The 25,143-nt window shown below is 31.6% G+C and carries 22 protein-coding genes and 1 pseudogene; 19 read left to right on the top strand and 4 right to left on the bottom strand.

Annotation, left to right across the window (positions count from 1 at the left end):
- Positions 1 to 62 precede the first annotated feature (62 nt).
- Positions 63 to 863 carry a TIGR00266 family protein gene (locus Q4Q40_RS08555; RefSeq protein ID WP_303301369.1) on the bottom strand — a complete coding sequence of 267 codons (801 nt, stop codon included), beginning with the start codon at positions 861 to 863 and terminating at the stop codon, positions 63 to 65.
- A 527-nt stretch (positions 864 to 1,390) separates the two neighbouring features.
- Positions 1,391 to 1,852 (bottom strand): DUF4442 domain-containing protein, encoded by a 462-nt coding sequence (locus tag Q4Q40_RS08560; RefSeq protein ID WP_303301370.1) that lies wholly within the window; start codon positions 1,850 to 1,852, stop codon positions 1,391 to 1,393.
- Positions 1,853 to 1,995: 143 nt separating this feature from the next.
- Here Q4Q40_RS08560 and Q4Q40_RS08565 point away from each other — a divergent pair, with 143 nt between their 5' ends.
- The 7 genes from Q4Q40_RS08565 (at position 1,996) to Q4Q40_RS08595 (ending at position 8,049) form a co-directional block, all read left to right on the top strand.
- Complete coding sequence (locus tag Q4Q40_RS08565; protein ID WP_303301371.1) at positions 1,996 to 2,442, top strand: DUF4870 domain-containing protein; 447 nt, start codon at positions 1,996 to 1,998, stop codon at positions 2,440 to 2,442.
- Between the two features lie 93 nt (positions 2,443 to 2,535).
- On the top strand, positions 2,536 to 2,877 hold the full coding sequence (locus tag Q4Q40_RS08570) for a PadR family transcriptional regulator (protein WP_303301372.1): 342 nt from the start codon (positions 2,536 to 2,538) through the stop codon (positions 2,875 to 2,877).
- On the top strand, positions 2,874 to 4,706 hold the full coding sequence (locus Q4Q40_RS08575) for a PspC domain-containing protein (RefSeq protein ID WP_303301373.1): 1,833 nt from the start codon (positions 2,874 to 2,876) through the stop codon (positions 4,704 to 4,706). Before Q4Q40_RS08570 ends, Q4Q40_RS08575 begins: the two co-directional genes overlap by 4 nt.
- A gap of 296 nt (positions 4,707 to 5,002) precedes the next feature.
- On the top strand, positions 5,003 to 5,731 hold the full coding sequence (locus tag Q4Q40_RS08580; protein ID WP_303301374.1) for a head GIN domain-containing protein: 729 nt from the start codon (positions 5,003 to 5,005) through the stop codon (positions 5,729 to 5,731).
- Between the two features lie 527 nt (positions 5,732 to 6,258).
- The gene (locus Q4Q40_RS08585; RefSeq protein ID WP_303301375.1) at positions 6,259 to 6,564 is read left to right on the top strand and encodes an ArsR/SmtB family transcription factor; all 306 of its coding nucleotides are present in this window, start codon (positions 6,259 to 6,261) and stop codon (positions 6,562 to 6,564) included.
- Positions 6,565 to 6,615: 51 nt separating this feature from the next.
- Entirely contained in the window at positions 6,616 to 6,852 is a 237-nt protein-coding gene (locus Q4Q40_RS08590) for a thioredoxin family protein (RefSeq protein ID WP_303301376.1), read from the top strand.
- A 219-nt stretch (positions 6,853 to 7,071) separates the two neighbouring features.
- Positions 7,072 to 8,049 (top strand): permease, encoded by a 978-nt coding sequence (locus Q4Q40_RS08595; protein WP_303301377.1) that lies wholly within the window; start codon positions 7,072 to 7,074, stop codon positions 8,047 to 8,049.
- An 18-nt stretch (positions 8,050 to 8,067) separates the two neighbouring features.
- Here the strand turns inward: Q4Q40_RS08595 and Q4Q40_RS08600 are convergent, their stop codons facing one another.
- Positions 8,068 to 9,114 carry a GntR family transcriptional regulator gene (locus Q4Q40_RS08600; RefSeq protein ID WP_303301378.1) on the bottom strand — a complete coding sequence of 349 codons (1,047 nt, stop codon included), beginning with the start codon at positions 9,112 to 9,114 and terminating at the stop codon, positions 8,068 to 8,070.
- Positions 9,115 to 9,727: 613 nt separating this feature from the next.
- On the opposite strand from Q4Q40_RS08600, the gene Q4Q40_RS08605 reads away from it, so the two are divergent.
- The 12 genes and pseudogenes from Q4Q40_RS08605 to Q4Q40_RS08655 all read left to right on the top strand — a co-directional run bounded on the left by Q4Q40_RS08605 (position 9,728) and on the right by Q4Q40_RS08655 (position 24,285).
- On the top strand, positions 9,728 to 11,833 hold the full coding sequence (locus Q4Q40_RS08605; RefSeq protein ID WP_303301379.1) for a bifunctional aldolase/short-chain dehydrogenase: 2,106 nt from the start codon (positions 9,728 to 9,730) through the stop codon (positions 11,831 to 11,833).
- 76 nt (positions 11,834 to 11,909) lie between these two features.
- On the top strand, positions 11,910 to 13,190 hold the full coding sequence (locus tag Q4Q40_RS08610) for a sugar isomerase (protein WP_303301380.1): 1,281 nt from the start codon (positions 11,910 to 11,912) through the stop codon (positions 13,188 to 13,190).
- Between the two features lie 9 nt (positions 13,191 to 13,199).
- Positions 13,200 to 14,570, top strand: coding sequence for an FGGY-family carbohydrate kinase (locus tag Q4Q40_RS08615; protein WP_303301381.1), 1,371 nt, complete (start codon positions 13,200 to 13,202; stop codon positions 14,568 to 14,570).
- Between the two features lie 65 nt (positions 14,571 to 14,635).
- Positions 14,636 to 16,051, top strand: a complete 1,416-nt coding sequence (locus Q4Q40_RS08620) for a purine-cytosine permease family protein (RefSeq protein WP_303301382.1) — start codon at positions 14,636 to 14,638, stop codon at positions 16,049 to 16,051.
- A 1,522-nt stretch (positions 16,052 to 17,573) separates the two neighbouring features.
- On the top strand, positions 17,574 to 17,678 hold the full coding sequence (locus Q4Q40_RS24050; RefSeq protein WP_425556024.1) for a helix-turn-helix domain-containing protein: 105 nt from the start codon (positions 17,574 to 17,576) through the stop codon (positions 17,676 to 17,678).
- A 290-nt stretch (positions 17,679 to 17,968) separates the two neighbouring features.
- On the top strand, positions 17,969 to 19,123 hold the full coding sequence (locus Q4Q40_RS08625) for an iron-containing alcohol dehydrogenase (RefSeq protein WP_303301383.1): 1,155 nt from the start codon (positions 17,969 to 17,971) through the stop codon (positions 19,121 to 19,123).
- A gap of 339 nt (positions 19,124 to 19,462) precedes the next feature.
- Positions 19,463 to 19,735, top strand: a pseudogene (locus tag Q4Q40_RS08630) (helix-turn-helix domain-containing protein); the annotation flags it as partial.
- Positions 19,736 to 19,983: 248 nt separating this feature from the next.
- Positions 19,984 to 21,195 carry a DUF3089 domain-containing protein gene (locus Q4Q40_RS08635; protein ID WP_303301384.1) on the top strand — a complete coding sequence of 404 codons (1,212 nt, stop codon included), beginning with the start codon at positions 19,984 to 19,986 and terminating at the stop codon, positions 21,193 to 21,195.
- Positions 21,196 to 21,868: 673 nt separating this feature from the next.
- Positions 21,869 to 22,435: a Crp/Fnr family transcriptional regulator gene (locus tag Q4Q40_RS08640; protein WP_303301385.1), complete on the top strand. Its 567-nt coding sequence runs from the start codon at positions 21,869 to 21,871 to the stop codon at positions 22,433 to 22,435.
- Between the two features lie 64 nt (positions 22,436 to 22,499).
- Positions 22,500 to 22,952: a DoxX family protein gene (locus Q4Q40_RS08645; protein ID WP_303301386.1), complete on the top strand. Its 453-nt coding sequence runs from the start codon at positions 22,500 to 22,502 to the stop codon at positions 22,950 to 22,952.
- 68 nt (positions 22,953 to 23,020) lie between these two features.
- On the top strand, positions 23,021 to 23,176 hold the full coding sequence (locus Q4Q40_RS08650; protein WP_303301387.1) for a hypothetical protein: 156 nt from the start codon (positions 23,021 to 23,023) through the stop codon (positions 23,174 to 23,176).
- 197 nt (positions 23,177 to 23,373) lie between these two features.
- Positions 23,374 to 24,285 carry an arginase family protein gene (locus tag Q4Q40_RS08655; RefSeq protein WP_303301388.1) on the top strand — a complete coding sequence of 304 codons (912 nt, stop codon included), beginning with the start codon at positions 23,374 to 23,376 and terminating at the stop codon, positions 24,283 to 24,285.
- Positions 24,286 to 24,310: 25 nt separating this feature from the next.
- Here the strand turns inward: Q4Q40_RS08655 and Q4Q40_RS24055 are convergent, their stop codons facing one another.
- Positions 24,311 to 24,628 (bottom strand): Arm DNA-binding domain-containing protein, encoded by a 318-nt coding sequence (locus tag Q4Q40_RS24055; RefSeq protein ID WP_345027363.1) that lies wholly within the window; start codon positions 24,626 to 24,628, stop codon positions 24,311 to 24,313.
- Positions 24,629 to 25,143: the final 515 nt, after the last annotated feature.

Genomic DNA, 25,143 nt, shown 5'->3' on the forward strand with positions numbered 1-25,143 from the left:
TTAATGAAGTTAAATTTAGTGAAAAATTATATAAGATTTTTTTTTTTAAATAAGTTTAACATTTAAAATCTATTATCACCATCTAATAAATCCCCTATCCCTCCTAAAACACTACCCTCACCTTTACGCTTTCCGCCACCTTGTGGAGCAGAAGCCAAAACACGTCCTGCCAACCTACTAAATGGTAATGATTGAATATATACTACACCAGGACCTTGTAGTTTCGCAAAGAATAATCCTTCACCTCCAAAAACGGTATTCTTAATACCCCCAACAAATTCTACATCATAATCTACATCTTTTGTAAAACCAACGATACATCCTGTATCAACTTTTAAAATTTCTCCTGCTTGTAATTCTTTTTTAGCCAACGTTCCTCCTGCATGAACAAATGCCATACCATCTCCTTCTAATTTTTGCATAATGAAACCTTCTCCTCCAAATAAACCGCTTCCTATTTTTTTAGAAAATTCTATTCCAATACTTACACCCTTGGCTGCACATAAAAAAGCATCTTTTTGACAAATAAATTTCCCTCCAAATTCTGCTAAATCTATTGGCAAAATTTTTCCAGGATATGGAGAAGCGAATGATACATTCCGTTTACCAACCAAATCATTATAAAAAGCTGTCATAAATAAGCTCTCTCCTGTAAGAATACGTTTTCCTGCTCCTAATATTTTACCTAAAAATCCTGTATCCTTTTGGGAACCGTCGCCAAAAATAGTTTCCATTTTTATACCATCGTCCATCATCATAAAACTACCTGCTTCGGCAATTACACCTTCTTCCGGATCAAGCTCAATTTCCACATATTGCATCTCTTCTCCGTATATTCTATAATCAATTTCGTGTGCTGTCATTTTATATATTTTTATTCATTTATATGTAGTTTTTTTTAAGTTTTGTTACAAATTAATGAAGATTTATTAGTTGTTTCGCAGAGTTCCACAGAGGAAAATGAACTGTTACTGATTAGTTATTTCACAGAGTTTCGCAGAGTTGCCACTGAGTTTCACTGAGTAAAATTGACTGTTACTGAATACTGATCACTGAACACTGATGGTTATTTCACAGAGTTTCGCAGAGTTGCCACTGAGTTTCACTGAGTAAAATTGACTGTTAATAACCACTGATTACTGATTACTGAGCACTGATGGTTATTTCACAGAGTTTCGCAGAGTTGCCACTGAGTTTCACTGAGTAAAATTGACTGTTACTGAATACTGATCACTGAACACTGATGGCTATTTCACAGAGTTTCGCAGAGTTATCACTGAGTTTCACTGAGTAAAATTGACTGCTAATAAGCACTGATCACTAAACACTGAATACTGATCACTGAACACTGAACACTGATCACTGAACACTGATCACTGATCACTGATCACTAAAACAACTCCTTCATCTTAACACTCCATTCAAAATTAAAGGTTGAAACCTCTACACCTTCTTCATTCACACCAATGGATTTAGCCCAAAAGGTTTGCCCCTCCCCTGTTTCTATTGCTTTTTTAATAGTCTCGTCCATAAGGTTACCATCATGGCACGTAAACCTAATTCTACCTGTTGCTTTTTTGGTAAATGTTGCGTTATTTGCGGTAACTAACATGGAGATACGTTTTCCCGATTCTTTAATTTTTGAAATCATTAAAGCTCCTGTAGAAAACTCTGCCGCCATACCTTGCACCGCCCAAAACATAGATTTAAATGGGTTTTGGTTAATCCATTTGTACCTAACACTTACAATACACTTATCTGCATCAATATATTTTGTTCTAACCCCACAAAAGTATGCAGCAGGTAATTTAAAAATCGTAAAAGCATTTAGTTTTCTAGGTGTTACGTTCATTTTTAAGGTTTATTTTTTACTAAGTTATTAAATTATTAGTTAACACAAAATGTTAATATTATGTTAAATTTAAGTACTATGCGTAACATAATACCTTCTTTTAGACATATATTTGTATAAGAAACTATTATATGTTTTAAATCATGTTAGATAATCACCAAAAAAACATCGCTACATTTATTCATTTATCAACCTTTAGCAGGTTTATAATTCCATTTGGAAACTTTATTGGCCCTATTATTCTTTGGGTAGCTAATAAGGATAAATCTGAATTTGTAGATACACATGGTAAACAAGCCATCAATTTTCAAATTAGTATTTTATTATACGCTATAATTTTAGGCACTTTAACCATTCCATTTTTCATTTTTAAAATCTTTAACGGTATTGACTTTATAGATTTTCATGGGTTTCATGATTTCCATATCAATATAGGCAAACCTTCTCCATTATTATACATTGGTGGTGGCTTAGGCGTTTTGGCCATTTTGGGTTTCATTTTAGAACTTCTTTTTATTATCAATGCTAGCTTAAAAGCCAGAGATGGTGAACCCTATAAATATCCATTAACAATCAATTTTTTAAAATAACATACACTGAACTTGTTTCAGCATTTCATCAAAACAATCAATCACAATCAATCAAAAAATGAACAGTTTCACAATATTAAAACGCTTTAGAATATGAAGATAGAAAACACAAAAGCACAAATGCGTAAAGGTGTACTAGAATTTTGCATACTTTCTGTCTTAAAAGACAACGATGCTTATGTAGCAGAAATCTTAAGCACCTTAAAAGACGCAAAGCTACTTGTGGTAGAGGGGACAATTTACCCGTTACTTACACGACTTAAAAATGCAGGACTTTTAAACTACAGATGGGAAGAATCAACCTCTGGACCACCAAGAAAATATTATGGATTAACAGAAACAGGAAAATTGTTTCTAAAAGAATTAAATACAACTTGGAGTGAATTACATCATGCAGTAACAATAGTAACAAGCCAAAAAACAACAAAAAAATGAATAAAACAGTCAACATAAATTTAGCAGGTATATTTTTTCATATAGATGAAGATGCGTACTTAAAATTACAGCGCTATCTTGAGGCTATAAAACGTTCATTTACAGATTCTCAAGGACGTTCTGAGATTATAGCTGATATTGAAGCACGTATCTCCGAACTTTTTAATGAACGTGTACAAAACAATAAACAAGTTATACGAATTAAAGAGGTAGATGAAGTCATCTCAATCATGGGACAACCAGAAGATTATTTAGTTGACGATGAGATCTTTGAAGACGAACCTCAACCTTCTTATAAACGCAAAACAGTTCCATCTAAAAAACTGTTTAGAGATACTGATAACTCTTATGTAGGAGGTGTATCATCTGGATTAGCACATTACTTTGGTATAGACGCTATTTGGATTCGTTTAGCCTGGATTCTCCTAATTTTTGGAGCTGGTACTGGAATTCTTCTGTATATCTTATTATGGGTTTTAGTACCTGAAGCCAAAACAACAGCAGAGAAAATAATGATGACGGGAGAACCTGTTAATATTAGTAACATAGAAAAAAAAATTAAAGACGGTTTTGAAAACGTAACGGATGTTGCAAAAAATGTCACCGATTCGGTTGGAGCTGCAGCTAAAAACGTAAGTGATTCTGTTTCTAATGCAGCTAAAAATGTAGATTTTCAAAAGCAAGGAAACAAAATTAAATCCAGTTCAAAAACATTTTTCGACACGTTGGGAGAGATTATTATGTTCTTCTTTAAGCTGTTTGCTAAGTTTATTGGAGTAATTTTAATAATTGTTGGAGCTATTACTTTAATTGCGTTAATAGTTACTTTATTTTCTTTAGGTATTGTAGATTTTATTCATATACCAGGACTTGACCTTGTCGACATTGTTAATGCTGGAAATACCCCCGTGTGGTTAGTATCTTTATTCGTCCTTTTTACAGTTGGAATCCCTTTCTTTTTTGTATTCTATTTAGGGTTAAAAATACTTATAAATAACCTAAAATCGATTGGTAATATTGCTAAATTTTCTTTACTGGGTTTGTGGTTAATTGCTATGATTGGCTTAGTAATTATAGGGATAAGACAAGCGAGCGAGCATACTTTTGATGAGCGTATCATTACAAAACAAGAATTAAATATTACTGCAAATGATACCTTAAAAATAAAAATGGCAGAAAATGATCTTTACATAAGTAGCCATCGCAGAAGCAATTCGTTTAAAGTAGCTAATAATGAAAACGGAGAAAAAACGATATATCGATCAGACATTAGAATCATAGTTAAATCTACCACCGATTCGTTAGCAAAAATAGGTATTGAGAAAAGTGCTGATGGTAGAAACTATGAAAAAGCTATTGAACGTGCTAAAAATATAAATTACAACTATAGCTTTAGTGGACATGTGTTATTATTAGACTCTTATTTAACGACACCCTCTGAAAACAAATTTAGTGACCAAGAGATCGTTATTATTCTCTATTTACCAGAAGGAAGTGTTGCTAATTTTAGTAATAACACTAAATCATTTTTAAATTATAGAACCTATAACGGAAACCTTGTATCCTCTGGTGATGCCAATCATTATTTACAAATTACAGAAAATGGTATTAAATGTTTAGACTGCCCCATTGAAGAAGAAGAAAATTTCAAAGTAAATATTGATGTGCATGATGATGAGTCTAGTCTTAAAATAAATAGTAAGGGCTTGGAGATAAAAGACGACGATGTTAATATAAAAATAAATGGAGAGGAGCTTTCTGGAAAAGACGATGCTATTGAAGTTAAAATAGATTCGAACGGTATCAATATAAAGTCTAAAGACAATTAAAAAATCTTGAAATAAATATCCAGAGGCAAGCCATAGAGCTATTTCACCAGTTCCATTTTGCTTTTATAAGCAAAAACCGAATTTTATATTTTACCTCACCCAGAACTGCCTTTTTTGGCAGTTCTAACCTCTCCAAAAGAGAGGCGAATTAGAAACCCCGACTCTAGGGTCGGAAAATTTTTAAATTAACGATTCATCTATAAAAACAAACAATTCAGATACTTAGATTACTAATCAATAATCTTTAATAAGATATTTGAATAACAAAAAAATCATCAATCAAAAAACGAATAATTATGGCAACACTAGTTAAGTTTATTTTAGCAACAATTTTAAGTTTAACACTCTTTTCATGCAACTTCGATATGAATTTCAATACTGGAGTTCGCGGAAATGGAAACGTTACAACTGAAGAAAGAACCATTAATGACCCTTTTTCAACTATTAAAGCTACTGAAGGTTTAGATGTATACCTAACACAAAGCGATAACAAAAGTATCTCTGTTGAAGCTGACGAAAATTTACACGACCTAATTATAGTAGAAGTTATAAATGGTGTTTTAAAAATACATACTAGAGAAAACATTGGTAAAGCTTCATCAAAAAAAGTCATGGTAAGTTTTAAAGATATCTCAAGTATTATATCTACTAGCGGAAGCGATGTATCCGCTACAAATGTTATAACTGCTGAAAATTTAGAGCTTAAATCTACCAGTGGTAGTGATATGAAACTTGAAGTAAACACCTCTGTGTTAAACTGCAAATCAACAAGTGGTAGTGATTTACGATTATCTGGAAAAACGGTAAAACTTATTGCTGAAGCTACTAGTGGTAGTGATATTAAAGCAGCAGATTTAATTGCAGAATCTAGTCAGGTAAAGGCAACAAGTGGTGCCGATATTACTGTAAACACCTCTAAAGAACTTACAGCTAAAGCTACAAGTGGAGGTGATATAAAATATTATGGAAACCCAGAAAAAGTTGATAAAAGTAATAACGTTTCTGGTAGTATTAGAAAACGATAAACGAACAAAAAAACCTTTATAAGATTTCATATTTGTCCGTACTAACATTACTAATATGGTCTGAAAATTAACTAAGATCATATAAAGGAAAGACGGTCTTTTAATATAACTAATTTATTACCTGGTGTGATCAAAAAATAAACATTGTAAAACTTAATTCTGGTGAATGCATGATATGCATATCTAAAGTTTTAGAAGCTGTGTTCAACGTAAGGAAAATGAGTTTTTTTTCCAAAACACTGTTTATAAGATATTTACCTTAATAAAGTAAACTTTTTAGATATCTGAAACATATTCAACTCTATTAGTTTCAAGCTAAAAACCGATAAACATACCATCTTCTTCCTTAAATTATTATAGACTAGCTAGCTAGTCTATAATAATTATAAATGGAATCTAGCATATTTATTGACTTTTATCTACGATCCTTACATCGAAATCAGGTTAATAAATATATTTGAATCTCTTAAATATGACAAATATCATCTTTACTGCATTTGGTCAATCGTATATTTGCGATAAGAGATATGAAAAGAAATTTAGAGATCATAGACTACAAAGAAAATACTGAGGCTTTGGCAAGATTTGCAAAAGCATTAGGACACCCAACTCGTATTGCTATTTTAAAACACCTCGAGGCACAATCTTGTTGCTTTACTGGAGATCTGGTTGATGTATTTCCTCTAGCGCAATCCACCGTCTCACAACATTTAAAAGAATTAAAGAATGCTGGTTTAATTCAAGGAGAATTAAAACCGCCAAAAATAAAATATTGTATCAATCAAGAAAATTGGAAAATAGCTAAATCTTTATTTGAAAATTTCTTTGGTTGATATTTTTTTAAAATTTACATCGCTTATTTGCGATAAACAAATAATAATATTATGACTAGATCAATTAAAATTTTGGGGACTGGATGTCCAAAATGTAAAACAATGTCAAACTTGGTTCACGATGTAGTAAAAGAAAATAGTATTGATGCCACTATTGAAAAAATTGAAGATATTATGGAAATAATGACATTTAATGTTATGAGTACTCCTGCATTGGTCATTGATGATATTATTACTATAAAAGGTAGAATCCCTTCTAAAGAAGAAGTCTTAGAATTACTTAAATAAACCACTTATAGACTGGAAGTCCATAGGTTCGTTTTGGCAGACTGAAAATCTGCTTCGTAAAATACCGAAATAAAAGATAAACATTGTAAAACTGAATTCCTGTGAATTCGTGTCAAAATTTTTAGAAGCTGAAAGCGAAATACACTAAAGTACAAAGTTTTAAATACAGTTGGGATCAATAAAAATAGTTACAAAAAGATCATAGCATCCTAAATAAAAATGTTTGATTGGATACAAAATATAGCAGATTGGTTGATATATGGTATTTTAGGAATGAAAGCCAAAAGTCATTTAGCTGAGGCCTTAAACTTTTTTATTTACGATAGCTCCAAAATTTTAATTCTCCTTTTTATCGTGATCTTTTTTATGGGGATCGTTAATAGTTATTTTCCTATTGATAAGGTAAAAAACTACCTTTCAAGAAATAAACTATATGGTCTGGAGTACTTGGTGGCAAGCCTTTTCGGGGTAGTCACCCCGTTTTGCTCTTGTTCATCGGTTCCCTTATTCATCGGTTTCGTAAGAGGTGGCATACCACTCGGTGTCACCTTTGCTTTCTTAATTACCTCGCCATTGGTCAATGAGGTAGCCATCGGTCTTTTTGTTGGTTTATTCGGAATCAAAATAACAATACTTTATATACTAAGTGGTGTACTGTTAGGAACCATTTCTGGTTTCATTCTTCAAAAACTTAATTTAGAACCCTTACTAACCCCATGGGTTAAAGAAGTGCTGGCAAATGCACAAAGAGAGCAAGATAAGTTCTATAAGGAAAAACAGCCTTTTATAAAGCGACTTCCCGTTATCTGGAATGAGGTCATGAACATATTAAGAGGTATTATTCCCTATGTTATTGTGGGAATCGCAATAGGTGGATTCATGCACGGCTATATCCCCGAAGGTTTCTTTCAGCAGTACATGAACAAAGAGAATTTGTTCGCAGTACCTATTGCTACAGTGCTTGCCGTACCAATGTACTCTAATGCTTCAGGCATACTTCCTATTGTTCAAGTATTGGTAGCCAAAGGCATACCATTGGGTACTGCAATAGCTTTTATGATGGGGGTTGTTGGGCTTTCATTACCAGAAGCGATGTTGTTAAAAAAAGTAATGTCATTAAAACTTATCGGTATTTTCTTCGGAGTCGTGACCCTTTGTATAATATTATCAGGATACTTATTCAATATAATCTTATAAATCGATTATAGGATGACACTATAGTGAATCTCTATTAATAAAATTAAAAGGTACCTTAATTTGTTCTTTTTTTCTATTAATTACCATATCTGACACCGTTTCTCCCATCACTTTAAAATCTGTTGATATTACTGTTATTCCAAGTAATTCTTTAAGAGGTGTCTCATTATAAGATATCACGCCAATATCTTCGCCCAAAATAAATTCATCTTCACGCAATTGCTTTATTAAGCTAACTAAATCGAATTCCTCTATAGTTATAAATAAATCTCCTTTCTTAAGAATCATGTCATCATAAACCTCATTAAGGATTTCAAAATCTAATTTAAATTCCACACAAAATTTTCTAAAGCCATGAAGAATTCTCTTTGGGTAAGGGTAAATCGATTTTTCTGGATAGATTAACATTATTTTTTTATACTGTCGAATTCTTTCAATTCCTTTCTTTAAAGCTTCATATATATCATTTTCAAAATCCTGATAAACTGCAGTAATATCCTTACTATCGGGCAACATAAGGTTATCCATTATAATTAGCCTATCCTTTGGTATTTTATTAATAGCTTGTACTATCGCATCTGTATGACTGGTATGTCGTAAATCTTCAGTTTTAAAATGTGGCATGATTATATAATAATCGTAAGCCGATTTATATTTGTTTAATAAATTCAAAAATAAAGATTCATCACAATGATAAATATGTAGATCTGTATGTGAATTAGGTCCTAAACTATTAAGAAAAGAATTATACATTCTCATCTTATAAGTGCTCAATTTATTAACAAGAAATAAAATATTAACCTTCGAAATTAATTTTGTTCTAGTAATATAGAAGCCTTTCCCTTTAATGGCAGAAATTATATTGCGCTGCTTTAAAATATTATAGGCTTTTTCTACAGTATCTCTTGACAAATAAAATTCTTCACTAAATAAATTTATAGATGGAATTTTTTGATCCATTTCAAAATTCCCTATTGATATGTTATGTATAATAGAATCTACAATTTGCTGATACTTAGGTATTCTGGAATTTTCGTCAATTTTTATAAATTTAATTACATTCATTTTTAAATACTTACTTTATTTTTATTAAAAACAATTAGCAACAAAATAGTTTTCGGTTTATGGTCTCTCATAATAACCTCTTAATTCAAAGTTAATTTTTATACCCCTAAATCTAGCAAGCTAAGATAATCGATCTCAATTAATTTCCTTTCAGATCGACTTTACATCTCTGGGAAAACAGCCAGTATTATTAAATAGTGTTATAAATTTAAATAGAACTTAGGTTTTTTATTAAGAAGTAATTTAAGATTTTTTGATTGAAGCCAAAAAGTTTAAACCATTTCTTAATTAGAGCACATACCTTAGCTTATATAATACCCTAAAAAATAAATTTAGTGCTAGTTTCACCCAGCACCGTACTTTTTTTTATATTTCTTCAAAAACTTATTAAGTATTTTATATGATAATTATAACATTTTGAAGACATATACATTCTAGCTAATGTACTGGTTTTTACGACTAAATTAAAATTTAGGGGTTTGGAAAGATAAATTTATTACCGTAAATTTAGTATTTAAGCATTAATATTAATTAATCGCACGGCACAGTACAGGATACTTATGTTTAGCAAGTCATTTATTTTTGAAATTACACTTACAACTAACAATATAAAATGAAAAATGTGACTAAAAGTTTTAAATATGTCGATTATTTATGGGACGATCAAAAAGCAAATGCCTTAAATGATGATCAAGTAAAACTGTTTTTATACCGCTCAAATTTATTAGGGGCAGATTTAAGAATCACTAATTATGGAGGTGGAAATACGAGTTGTAAAACTATAGAAAAAGCCTCATTAACTAATGAAGATGTCGAAGTGATGTGGGTAAAAGGTTCTGGTGGAGATATTGGAACTTTAACACGTTCGGGAATCGCTGGATTATATACTAATAGATTACGAGATTTAAAGAATGTTTATAAAGGCTTAGATGATGAAGATAGAATGGTTGGGCTTTTTAATCATTGTATTTATGATTTAGACAGTAAAGCGCCATCTATTGATACACCACTTCATGGTTTATTACCATTTGCACATATAGATCACTTACACCCAGATGCCCTTATTGCTGTTGCTGCTGCTAAAGACAGCGAAAAAGTAACAAAAGAAATTTGGGGTGATACTATGGGCTGGGTACCTTGGCAACGTCCTGGTTTCGATTTAGGCCTACAATTAGAAAAATGCTTAAATGAAAACCCTGGTATTAGAGGTATTGTTTTAGGAAGCCACGGTTTGTTTACTTGGGGAGATACCTCTTACGAATGTTACATAAATAGCCTGGAAGTTATTGAAATGGCTTCAGAATACATTGAAAATAAAATCAAAGAAAATGGATCGGTTTTTGGTGGACAAAAAGTACAAAGTTTACCAAAAGAAGCACGCTTAGAAAAAGCAGCACAATTAATGCCTCTATTAAGAGGTTTATGTTCTTCTGAAAATAGAATGATTGGGCATTTTTCAGATAACGATGTCGTTTTAGAATATATTAACAGTAATGATTTAGAGCGTTTAGCTCCTATGGGAACATCGTGTCCAGATCACTTCTTAAGAACAAAAATCCAACCATTAGTTTTAACCTTAGATCCTAATGAAGATGTTTCGGATGCCAAAGCAGTTCTTAAAAAATTAGAACCTGCTTTTGAAGCCTACAGACAAGAATACGCAGATTATTATAATACTTGTAAAAAGGATAATAGTCCTGCAATGCGTGACCCAAACCCTGTCATTATTATTTACCCAGGAGTGGGTATGTTTAGTTTTGCAAAAAATAAGCAAACAACGCGTGTTGCCAGTGAATTTTATATTAACGCCATTAATGTAATGCGTGGTGCTGAAGCTATTTCTGCTTACACATCATTACCAAGGCAAGAAGCTTTTGATATTGAGTACTGGTTGCTAGAAGAAGCAAAATTACAACGGATGCCAAAAGAGCAACCATTATCACGTAAAGTAGCTTTAGTTACAGGTGCTGGTGGAGGAATTGGTAAAGCTATTGCTGATAAATTAGCTGCAGAAGGTGCCAATGTTGTTTTAACCGATATTAATGAAGATCGTTTAAAAGAAGCTCATGCTACTTATAAACGTGACGTTTCTACATATATAGCATGTGATGTTACCAATTACGAATCCATTCAAAACGCTTATAAAAAAGCCTGCATAGAATTTGGAGGTGTAGATATTATAGTTCATAGTGCTGGGTTAGCAATCTCTAAACCTATTGAAGAAACGACTCAAAAAGACTGGGATCTTTTACAAAATGTTTTAGTTAAAGGGCAATTTGAATTAGCCAAAGCAGGTGTCGAGGTTATGCGTATGCAAAACTTAGGAGGAAACTTTATATGTATTGCTAGTAAAAACGGATTGGTGTCTGGCCCTAATAATGTAGGCTATGGTACTGCAAAAGCAGCACAACAACACATGTCTAGATTATTGGCTGCAGAGTTAGCAGCAGATAAAATACGTGTAAATACAGTAAATCCAGATGGTGTTATAGTGGGTAGCAAAATATGGGAAGGTGCATGGGCAGAAGGTCGCGCAAAAGCCTATGGAATTACTGTTGAAGAATTACCAATGCATTATGCAAAAAGAAATTTGTTAAATGAAATTATATACCCTGAAGATATTGCAAATGCCGTATTTACATTGGTAGCTATTTTAGATAAAACTACTGGAAACATTATTAATGTTGATGGAGGCATGTCTAATGCATTTGTACGATAAATTAATTTAAGTTTAGTTTGTAAAAATTCCCATATTGTATTAATATGGGGGTTTTTTTAAAAATTTTTTATAATCAATGAAAATAAAACAACATAGTATCCTTGACCTTAATAATAAAAGCCTTGAATCACACCAAGAGCGTTTTGATTTCTTATCAAATAGCCTAGTAAAAAAAGAGGTGAATATTGATAACATAATCAGTAAAGTAAAGGATTTTCAAGTTGCTATTCCTAGTTGGGCGTTGGGTGCTGGTGGTACCAGATTTGGACGTTTTTCTTATTATGGAGAGCCGTCTAACCTTGAACAAAAAATTCAAGATGTTGGAATTTTACATGCATTAACGCAAACGGCTGGGGCTATTTCTCTTCATATTCCATGGGATATTCCAGAAGACTATAAAGCTATAAAAGAATTGGCAAATTCTTTAGATATTAAGTTTGATGCCGTAAATTCTAATACATTTCAAGACCAAAAAAATGCTAAAGAAAGTTACAAATATGGTTCCTTAAGTAACACAAATGAAGCTGTTAGACAACAAGCCATTCAACATAATATAGATGTTATCAATATTGGCAATCAACTAGGTTCTAAAAGCTTAACTGTTTGGTTAGCAGACGGCTCTTGTTTCCCAGGTCAAAATAACTTTCAAACAGCACTTCAAAATACAGAAAACAGTTTAAAAGAGATCTACAAAGGGTTACCAAATGATTGGAGTATGCTTATTGAGTATAAACCTTATGAACCCAATTTTTACAGCACCGTTATTCAAGATTGGGGGACATCCTTTATGTTAGCCAATGCTTGCGGAGAAAAAGCCTATTCGCTTGTAGATTTAGGTCATCATTTACCAAACAGTAATATTGAGCAAATAGTATCCATTTTAATGTCTAAAGGTAAATTAGGCGGTTTTCACTTTAATGATAGTAAATATGGTGATGACGATTTAACTGTTGGAAGCATAAAACCTTATGCCTTATTTTTAATTTTTAATGAATTAGTTTACGGGATGCAAAACAATCCGCAAAATCCAGATTTAGCTTGGATGATTGATGCTAGCCATAATATAAAAGACCCTTTAGAAGATTTAATACAATCTCTTGAAGCGATTCAAGAAGCTTACGCCAAAGCTCTTTTAATTGATCAAGACTTGTTAAAAGCAGCACAACTTGATAACGACGTTGTAAAATGCCAAGAAATTTTACAAGATGCTTACAGAACCGATGTAAGACCTTTACTTGAAAAAGCAAGATTAGAAAACGGTGGTGCATTAAACCCTATTAATGCATATCGCTCATTAGATATTAGAAATCAGTTAATCACAGAAAGGGGTAAAAACACTGTAGCAACAGGATTATAATAGACTTTTATGATAGATGTAACCGCTGTTTTTGATATTGGTAAAACAAATAAGAAATTCTTTCTTTTTGATAAAAATTATAAAGAGGTCTACAAAGAGTATATTCAATTTGATGAAATTAAAGATGAAGATGGATATCCTACAGAAAATTTACAAGCTTTACAAGCATGGTTAAAAAGTGTTTTTGAAAAAATTCTTGAGAACGCTGCGTACAATGTAAAAGCTATAAATTTTTCAACTTATGGAGCCAGTTTTGTGCATCTTGATGAAAATGGTGATGTATTAACACCTCTTTACAACTATACAAAACCAATAGACGAAAGTGTTATTGATTCTTTTATAGAAAAATATGGCCCAAAGGAAGACTTTCTAAGCACCACAGGATGCTTTGATCTAAGCCTTTTAAATTCGGGTTTACAATTATATTGGATCAAGCATACAAAACCAGAGGTATTTAAAAAAATAAAATATTCGCTTCATTTACCTCAATACCTTAGTTATGTTTTTACAGGCATTCCTTTAAGTGAATATACCAGCATTGGTTGCCATACAGCACTTTGGGATTATTCAAAAAAAGATTATCATAAATGGGTTTATAAAGAAGCGCTTAACCATATATTACCAACTATAGTATCTACAGAAACCAGCATTAACATGAACTATAATGGAAAACGCATTAAAATTGGTGTAGGTATTCATGATAGTTCTTCTGCATTGTTACCCTATGTAAGAAGTATTAATAAAAATTTTGTTTTAATATCTACAGGTACCTGGAGTATCGCTCTAAATCCATTTACAGTCCATCCAATTTCTATAGAAACTAAAGATAAAGATTTTATAAATTATATGCGAATTAATGGTAAGCCTGTAAAAGCTTCCCGCTTGTTTTTAGGAAACGAATACAAAATTCAAGTTAGTAAATTGGTTAAACATTTTGGAGTTTCTAAAGATTCCCATAAGCATATAAAATTCAATTATAAAACCTATTCTGAGATCATACAAGATTTTAAATACATGTATAAATGGGAAAGCATAACGGATACAGATATGCCCTCTAAAACCCAAATACCTTATGATAAATTTGAACATGCTTACCATCAACTCATGACAGAATTGGTGCTTCTACAAATTAAAAGTATCAAAGACGTTATTGGTAATGATACTATTAAACGATTATATGTAGATGGCGGATTTAGTGACAACGATCTTTACATTAAATTACTGTCACACTATTTTAGAGATAAAAAATTAAGAACTACAGATTCCTCATTAGGTTCAGCATTGGGAGCTGCTATCTCAATTTCTGATAAAAAATTGAATTCTAAATTTCTAAGAAAGAATTATTCCCTAAAAAAACATGTTCCTTTTATAATAAAATAATTAGCTATGTCCTTAATTTTTTTTTACCACAACATTTAATTGAATACTAACATAACCAAAATAATATGAGCCAAGTAAATATTGAAGAAGATATCATTGAAGATATTGCAGGAGGAGAATTTGAAAGAACGCCCGTACCTCAATCAAAACTTAAAAGTTGGAAAAGTTTTTTAGGTATGTATGCTGGAGAACATGCTGCAGGAACAGAATTTATGATTGGTCCTTTATTTTTAACAGCTGGGGTAAGTGCTTTCGATTTAATTATTGGTTTATTAATTGGTAATCTTTTAGCGGTTTTAAGCTGGCGGTTTTTAACAGCGGAAATAGCGGTTAAAAACAGATTGACATTGTATTTTCAATTAGAAAAAATTTGTGGTAAAAAATTGGTTACTGGTTATAACCTAGCAAATGGGATCTTATTTTGTTTTTTAGCAGGGTCTATGATTACCGTTTCTGCTACTGCAGTAGGTATTCCTTTTAATATGCCCATGCCTAAACTATCTGATACCATGCCAAATGGCATTACTTGGATTGTTATTGTTATACTTATTGGAGCTGTAATTTCTATTATTGCTGCAAAAGGTTATGACACGGTTTCAAAAGCTGCTAACTGGATGTCTCCTATTATAGTAATTGCATTTTTAGCTTGTGGTATAGTCGCTTTAAATCAATTAAATGTTACTAGTTTTTCTGATTTTTGGAATATTTGGGGTGAAGGATCAGATCCATTCCCTGGACAAATAAAATACACATTTTGGCATGTGGTTATCTGGTCTTGGTTTGCAAATGCTGCTATGCATGTTGGGATGTCCGATTTGTCTGTATTTCGCTTTGCTAAAAAAGCAAGTTCTGGTTGGACAACTGCAGCAGGCATGTATGTAGGACACTATATGGCTTGGATAGCTGCCGCTCTTTTATATGCCGTCTATTTAAAATCTCCTGAAGCTTTATCCTTTTTATCTAATGGTGAAGCACCTCCTGTAGCACCTGGACCATTAGCCCATAATGCCATTGGTGTTTTTGGTATTATAGCCGTGGTTTTAGCAGGGTGGACAACCGCTAATCCAACAATTTACAGAGCTGGTTTAGCTTTTCAAGCAATTATACCTAAAGTTTCAACATTTTGGGTTACGATAATTGCTGGTACCGTTGCAACAATTGCTGGTATTTTCCCTGCTTTTGCAATGAAATTATTAGGATTTGTAGCTTTATATGGATTTATTTTAGCCCCTGTAGGTGCTGTTATTGTTTTTGAACATTTTTTCGCAGAAAAATTCGGAATCAAAAAGAATTATGCAGAAATAGCTGGTATTAAAATTAATAATGCTGTACTTTTTGCCTGGATGATAAGCTTTGGTTTATTCTATTTTATTTCTGTTCAATTTGATATTTTCTTATCATTTGTAACATTCCCAGCCTGGTTATTAAGTGGTGTTTTATTTTTAGTTTTTAGTAAGTATTTACAAAAAAATAAGCTTTAAAATTCAATCTTTTTGTTAACATAGGGTTGAATTACCCTTTGAACAAAATGGAGTCGCTATGCCATTCAGAAGCCTGCTTACTGGTCAAACAGGAAAGAAGGGCTAGAAAATCTAAAGTTGATTTTCTTTTACCAGTAAGTATATAAATGTAATAGTTACATGAATCCTTAATTTTCGTTAGATGTAAAGAAAAGAGAGATTCTTCGCTTTGCTCTGGATAACAAAGTTCATCACTTTTTAAACAGCTTCGTGTTTTTATACAGAACCTAATATAATTTATGCGCCCTAATTTAATAAGTATAAAAACTAACAGTTAGTTATTATAAATAACAATCCCTAACAAATTTATTTTAAGGACTAAGTGTTCTATAAAATTTTGTTAAGGATTGTAACGCTATTAATTATTTCCATTTTATTAATTGAACTTTTTAAAAATTCAAAAAAAATGTTCTTTGCTATTTTAAACAAAGAATTTCTTGAAACCAACTATCCCCGAGTGAGAGTCAAGGATATCGTTGGTTTCATACCCAATCATGTTGAGCACAGTTTTTGATCTATAAAAAAGTCAAAAACAAAAATTATGTATTTAGATTTCCGTTTTATTCATTATGGTATATTTTTATAATAATGAATTCATGAATCTTGCGATTTCATGATAATAACAATTTCAACGGAAATCCAAAGGCAAAACCTAGTGATTCTTTTCGATTAAAATCGTCTTCTAAAATTCATTCTGTTTATAATTTTAATGCGATAAAATTATATAGTATTAAATATAAAATGATTTAACGGTATAACCATCCTGTACTTACCTGATTATAAATTAGTTAATTACACTTCTTTTTTACTCCGTATTATAAATACTTTCTGCTACTTTTCCTTTAAAGAAAAGGGATTATTTGAGGATATTACTATCAATAGTATCCAAATTAAGGAAGTAATAATAAACTTGATACATTCGCATCATCTATTAATAAATGAAATAAAAATACGGTGAATGGTGTAAATCATAAAGCGCTACTCCAATTACTCTTTATTTTATAAGAATATTTCCAAACAAAGAAAGAGGTGTCCATTTTGAACACCTCAATTATCTATATTATGAAACAAAAAAGGAATACTGCATAATCCTAATATCATTGCTCCACAGAACAAATTTCGAAAAAATAAATGGAAAAAAAAACTATCTCTGAGGGATTAAATTTTACACATGAGGGATTAATATAATCTTGAAAGTCCTATAATGAGAACATTAAAAAAGACAAACCAATATAACTATCTATAGGTCAGCTTCTTTCAAAACTACACCATAAAATATGTCCTTAAAAATAGACTTCGAAATCGAGATTTACGCTTTAATTATGATACCGAAATAATAAATGGTGCGCCATTTTACCTTACTAATTTTTTCAACTAAATTTTACAGAAAAATTAAAGCACTTACAAATCAAACTGCAAATGAGTTTTTGAAAATATAAGGTTTCAAAAGGCTAAGCAAATTATTGAGAATGGAAACACTAATATAAGTGAAGTTAGTTACAAAATAGGGTTTTCTTCTCCATCATATTTCACAAAATGTTTTAAGAATTATTTTGGAATGTTATTCTGTATAAAGCATTGTTTTTAATGAAGAATTATTGAATAATCATTCTAAATATTTAAAAATAAAAAAACATGATAATAGTCATTATTACCACAACATAAAAAATATATTTTTAACCTATAAAACGTATTATAAAACAATAGTTTTTTAATATTTAATCGAAAAGAATTCCTCGAGATTTTGCCTCTAATCTGTTGGCAAAGGCAGGGATAGTAGGTTTCAAGAAATTCTTTATTTACAATCTAAAAAATAAAATAAATGAAATACCCCGAGACAGAATCTCGAGGAATAATATAGATTAAAAATAGAACAAAATGTTACAAAACAGAAGAATTTACTTACCTCCCTTAAGTTTAATTGGTCCAGGAGCATTAAATGATCTTGGAGATGAACTAAAAAGTCTTCCTTACAAAAAAGCACTTTTTGTTACTGACAAAATTTTAGTAAAAATTGGAGTTGCTAAAAAAGTAATAGAAGTAATGAAAGCCTCAAACATAGAAGTTGTATTGTTTGATGAAGTTCAACCAAACCCAACAACTCAAAATGTAAATAATGGTTTGAAATTATTACAAGAAAATTCTTGTGATTTTATTTTAACATTAGGAGGAGGATCACCTCAAGATTGCGGAAAAGCAATTGGTATTTTAGCAACTAATGGAGGTAATATAGCAGATTATGAAGGCGTTCACATGACAAAACATGCTTCGCTACCAATTATCGCTATCAATACAACTGCAGGTACTGCTAGCGAAGTAACTATTAATTACGTTATTACTGATGAAAAGCGCCATATAAAAATGGTTATGGTAGATAAAAATTGTTTAGTATCTATTGCTGTAAACGATCCCGAATTAATGCTAGGAAAACCAGCAGAATTAACTGCTGCTACAGGAATGGACGCACTTACTCATGCCATAGAAACTTATGTAACTAAAGGAGCCTTTGGTTGGTCTGATGCTTTAGCTTTAGAAGCAATTAAGTTAATTTCACAAAGTTTAGAAATAGCCGTTGTTGATGGAAAAAATCTTGAAGCCAGAAGTAAAATGGCATGGGGTCAATTTATTGCAGGTCAGGCATTTTCTAATGCAGGTTTAGGGTATGTTCATTCAATGGCACACCAACTAGGAGGCATGTATGATTTACCTCATGGTGTTGCAAATGCCATTTTATTACCTCATGTAGAACAATTTAATATTCCTTCTTGTGCCCATAAGTTAAAAAAAGTGGCAAGAGCGATGGGAATTGGCGTATTAGAAATGAGTGATACACAAGGAGCAAATGCTGCTATTTCAGCTATTAAAGCATTATCTAAATCTGTTGGTATTCCTTCTGGATTAAGAGAACTTGGCGTTAAAGAAGAAGATTTTGTAGAAATGGCTAAAAATGCTCTCGCTGACGTCTGTACTGGAGGCAACCCAAGAGAAGTAACTATGGAAGACACTATTGCAATTTATAAAGCAGCTATGTAAACTTTCTTTTTTGATACAAAAAAATAAGGTTGCCTGAAAAGACAGTAGTGGTCGGAAGAAATTCTGACCACTTTTTTTATGTTTCTTTTTTAAAAATCATATTGGGTTGAGGGCATCGATTCCTCAAACATGCGTGTATAGGTCAGAAATGCCAAAAGGAAGAAGATAGGCTTACAAAACAAATCGATAAATTTGGATTGACTAACCAAAGTTTGATTATAAAATCAATAACTTAATTTAACGTTAATCAGAATGGTAAAAAAACCGTACAAATATCAAACAAAAGGAGAAATACTCATTTTAGCTAACTAATACTTCAAAAGCGAAAAAACAGCAGAACAAGGATTGCCTACAGTTCAAGGAATTGCAGAATACATAAATGTTTCGTCAGGTTATTTGAGTGATTTACTGCGTTCACTCACAGGACAAAACACAAAACAGCACATCCAAAATAAACTGATTGAAAAGGCCAAAGAAAAATTGACCACAACTGGACTTTCAGTCAATGAAATTGCTTTCGAATTGGGTTATGAACATCCACAATCTTTCAATAAATTCTTCAAAGCAAAAACGAATTTAGCGCCTTTGGAATTTAGAAAAAGGTATAACTGAAAATCATTTCCGAAACCACTACAGCTAACAGTTGTATAAAAATAATACTAAATTAGTTGCTCAGTCAAAGATTAGTACACTTTTGTTACATCTGATTTTCCCGCGGAAAACCCTGTTTACGTTCAAACACAACTAATTGGATATTGTTATAACACAAAATCGTACTAACTATTTTTTAAAAAATAATTTGAAATACAAATTAAACCTTTTAAGTTAAAAAAGTCAAAGAACTATCAAAACCCTAAGAAATGAAAAATCTCTGGACATTTTTACTTCTATTTTTTATTCTCTCTTGTTCATCAGATCAAGAAGAGCAAAAACCTGAACCTAATGTTATCGAAATTCCTATTTCAACAATTGACTATAACAGTCTGACGAATTGGTATTTTCATCCCAATCAACCTTTTAATTTTTTGAAAAATTATGATTTAGATATTGCCGTAATTGATGAAAATTTAAGCATCAGTTCTAACATTGAGGTTAGCAATAATGCCGCTACAAATACAGGTATTGATGTATTTTGGGTACACCCAACCCATCTTGAAAATCCACCTACATTTCCAAGTACAGTATCAATTGATAATCAGGATACAAATTATATCGGTCTAACGATTTTGGCTCAGGGAGCATTATTGGCAAAGTATGGTCGATTTTATGCACCAAAATATAGGCAAGCCACACCTGCATCCTTCTTAAGTACTTTTCACACAGAGGAAGAAAGGGCTGCAGGTTTATTAGAAACCTATTCCGATATAAAGGCCTCTTTTCAAAATTACTTGGACAACCATAATAATGGCAACAAAATCATTCTTGCTGGGCATTCTCAAGGGTCATTTCTTTTAGCAATGTTAGTGAGAGACCTCTTTGACACCAATCCAGAACTACGAGAAAAATTAGTAACAGCTGCATTAGGAGGAATGGGCTATGTGTATGCGCTCGATAATTCAACATTAGGTGGTTGGTGGCAAAACATAGGTCTTTGTAAGGCTACTAGTGAGTGTGGTTGTGTTCATTACTGGAGAAGTTATGAAAATGATAAGACTATACCAGAACCGAACTCAACCTTCCCATCGTATAGCGAGACTTTGGTAAATAGTGGATTGGTATATCGCACAACTGATGAAAATAATGACACGTTTTTTCAAGACAATTTAATTTTTGATACGCAAAGTAGCCCATTGCGTTATATAACACCAGGCACTCAGTATGATTTTAGTAATGGTGCAAATTTTGTAGCTTTTGACAATATGTACACAGCTCGTTTTAAAAGAGAATCTAATATAAAAACAGGTTTGGCAGTAAATTACATTGCAAACACATCTGACCAACGCCCTAACGAATTAGAAAATTTAGAAAGCTCTATTCTCTTTACAGACGGAAATTTTCATGTTAAAGATTATCATATTTATATATGGGCTTTGATGCAACAAATTGATGAAAAAATTAATGTTTGTTTGTAGCATTATAAATACGAAACACCTACTACTTATACTATCAATTTTCTTGTCAGCTAGTTTTATGATGGACTAATAGATAAACTCTTAAAAAACGGACCGCCAAAAAACTTGCACAACTCTTACTAAGGACTTAAACTAAGACCTTTAAAATAAACCACTCCTATAGACTGGAAGTCCATAGGTTCGTTTTGGCAGACTGAAAGTCTGCTTCGTGAAATATGGTAAAACTGAATTCGTGTGAATTCGTGAAACATGCCAGCTGGCAGGCTGGTTCGTGTCAAAAGTTTTTAGAAGCTGAAAGCGACATACACTAAAATACATAGTTTTAACTCCATTTGAGACCAATAAAAAGACCAAATTGGGAATATGGAGCTTCGACAAAAGAAGTTAAAAAAATGGTTTACAGGAGTTTTCTTTTTTTGGACAGTTTCTTCCCAATAAAATCGAACATTTTAATGTTGTCAGCCAAATTTGGGAATTTAAAACTATTGACAAAAAGGGTAATTGACTACTGTGGCCGACAACGTTTCCTATAATTAATTGCGGCTGAATTTCCTCAACGGAAATTCACGTAAATTAATTAACTTTGAGCTACAGCGGAAAATGACTCACGTCCTTTTCTGCAACTAACCATACGCAAGACCATTAGTCACAAGCAAATAAGGACACTTCGCAAATGAACGAAATCAGAAATTTTATTGAGGATATCACTCTAATTAGTGATTCTGATTGGCAGTTTTTTTCTTCAAAATTGCAAGAAGTAAAATTCAAAAAAAACACTCCTTTGCTGAAAATTGGAGAGATTGAAAAACATCTATCATTTATAACTAAAGGAATAATCAGACTTTATATTCCAAAAGATGAATTTGATTTAACCTTTGGTTTTGTCTTTAACAATGCATTTATTACGGCCTATGATTCACTTTTAACACAAAGTCCTTCCGAATACCAAATTGAAACTTTAACAGAAACCATTTTGTGGAGAATTTCTAATAAAGACTTACAAGAAGTTTATGAGAAAACAAACAGTGGAAATATTATTGGACGAAAAATGGCTGAAAATATGTTTTTAATAAAATCAAAAAGAGAACTTTCCTTATTAAGTCAAACAGCAGAAGAACGATATTTGGACTTGTTCTCTAACAGACCAGAATTGTTACAGCAAATTCCATTAAAATATATTGCATCATATATTGGCATAACTCCGCAAGCATTGAGCAGAATAAGAAAACGCATTACTTAACTTGGGTTCATTGTTTTTACTTTGGTGTTTTCTAACCTTTGCATTTCAATAATTCAGAAAAAACATGAAACCACTAATTGTACTTTTATTAAGTTTTAGTATCTCAATTTTTGTAATTAAGCTGATTAAAAAAGAATACGACATTGCTTTATCTGCTAGAATTGCAATGTCAATAATGCTTGCATTTACGGCTATTGGTCATTTTGTATTTACAAAAGGAATGTCAATGATGATACCTAAATTTATTCCTTTCAAAGAAAGTTTTGTTTACCTAACAGGAGTATTTGAAATCTTAATTGCAATAGGACTTCTAATTCCCAGACTTATATATATATCTGGGTGGACACTAATCATTTTTCTTCTGCTAATGTTACCAGCTAATATTTATGCTTCTATAAATAATGTGAATTATCAAAAAGGAACATTTGACGGAAATGGTCTTGCATATTTGTGGTTTAGAATTCCTTTACAAATCCTTTTTATAATTTGGGCTTATATGTGTTCGATCCGAGTATAATCGGAAGGAAAAGCCTGTGACTAAAACGTATATAAAAAATAGTTGCTGTTGGATTTAAAAGAAGTGGAATGGAAAAATACTCTTATAAATTCTTTGAAAACAATTTGACTGAAAAAGAACTAGCTGAATATAATGATGATTGTTATTATATTTATTATGACAGAAATATTATTTTAGAATTTAGTGGAGGTGCTGTTGGACAACAATGTTTTGAAAAGGGATAAAATACATTTCCTAACCCCGTAAACATATCTAGTAAGTGCTAAACCTAGAGGGTTATACTGATTTGAGAAGACTTCCAAATTTTTAAATTTGTCTTTTAAAACAAAAAAGATAAAAATTTGATTCTGTGTTAATCTGAAAAGCTAGTGTCTTTTTACACTCTACCTTTCATAAAAAACCGTTAGCTACAACATTGAAAATGAACAGTAACAAAATTAACATATTAGAATTCCCCTCTAATTTAGGTCTAAAAAAAAGCAATTCTGAAATTGAACCAGGTGTTAAAAAACTACCAGAGTGGTTAAAAAGACACGGTTTTCATAAAAAAATAAATCCTGAAAAAACTTTAAGAATAGAACCTCCGAAATACACAATGGATTTGGACGTTGAATCTGGTGTTAGAAATGCAGACAAAATAATTGAGTATGCAATTAAGCAAAGTAAAATATTGTCTGACACAATAGACAAGAATATTTTTCAAGTAATCATTGGTGGAGACTGTAGCATTCTTATCGGTAATTCAATCGCCCTAAAACAAAAAGGAAACTATGGTCTTTTTTTCATTGACGGTCATACAGACTTTATTTGGCCTGAACTTTCAGGAACTGGTGGTGCTGCAGGAATGGATTTGGCAATCGTTACAGGTTACGGACACAATAAACTGACCAATATCTATAATCAAAAACCATACTTCAAGGAAAAGAATGTCTTTTGTGTCGGAAATAGGGAATATGACCCAGAATATGTAAGTCCAATTTTAGAATCAGATATACAATACTTCGATTTAAAAAGATTAAGAAGCAATGGATTTACAAAAACAGCAAATCAATTTTTGGAATTAGTATGGCAAAATAATTTAGATGGGTTCTTTATTCATCTTGACGTTGATGTTTTAAACGATGACATCATGCCTGCCGTTGATAGCAGAGAAATTGACGGACTTACATATAAAGAGTTTAGAGAGTTATTAACTCCCTTACTTTCAAGCAAAAAAGCTGTTGGAATTGAAATTACGATTCTGGATCCTAATTTAGACCCAAAGGGGAAATATGTAGATGAGTTTATAAAGAATTTTATTGAAATATTGGAAAACGGAAAAGCCAGCACATAACAAAAATGTATAAAATAATAGCCGCTTAATCGCTAGAACAAAAGTAAGTGAATATATAAAAGGTCTGTACTTGTCGAAAAGGCAATGTTTCAAAATCCATTCCTATTCTTATATGAGACGTTGTAGAACATTTGGTATTCAATTCCTTGCCTTCAGGTGTCCTTCCCGCAGTTTTCTTGGGTTTTCTGTCCCAATAGATAACCGATGTTTGACGTTTTAAACTGATTTCAGCGCGTTTTCCATCGACGGTTACACAGGCATAAATCGCAGCTAAATCACTTTTCCTTTTTGGATATATTAATCCAAAAATGGATGCTAAATGTTCTTCAATCGCCCATATAATATCACTTTAAGTTAATACTCGATTTGAAATCGAAAGTCAAATCGAAACGAAAGTCAAACGCTATGGAATTACCAATTTAGTGAAAAAATTCGGTTTTAAATAGGTAACCGAATAGGTAACTTTTGTTGTGATATTAAAACGAACTAAATGAAATCAGAAAAAATTAATTTCACTAAAAATCATTTAGTTGTCATTTTTATAGTTTCGTTTGAAACCAATTTTGTCGGGGTGGCAGGATGTTTGCCACAGCCCCTTATATTTTAACAATCAAAAAGTTACGCTTTATGGTATTAACTTGGTAACCGATTAGGTAACATATTTGATAAGAACTTTTGTTGTATTTTGTCTATCTCAGACACTCAAATATAATATTTTAGTTATTATATAAGGTAATTAATACTATTTTTAATTTAGTCGGTTTTTTTTGATGTCATATTATATCTGACAGATTTTACTATAAGCTTAATGCTTTACAGTGGTATACACATCTTTGTTGAACAAGGTTTGTTTGGTGG

The sequence above is a fragment of the Flavivirga jejuensis genome (genome assembly GCF_030540765.1).
Taxonomy (GTDB): domain Bacteria; phylum Bacteroidota; class Bacteroidia; order Flavobacteriales; family Flavobacteriaceae; genus Flavivirga; species Flavivirga jejuensis.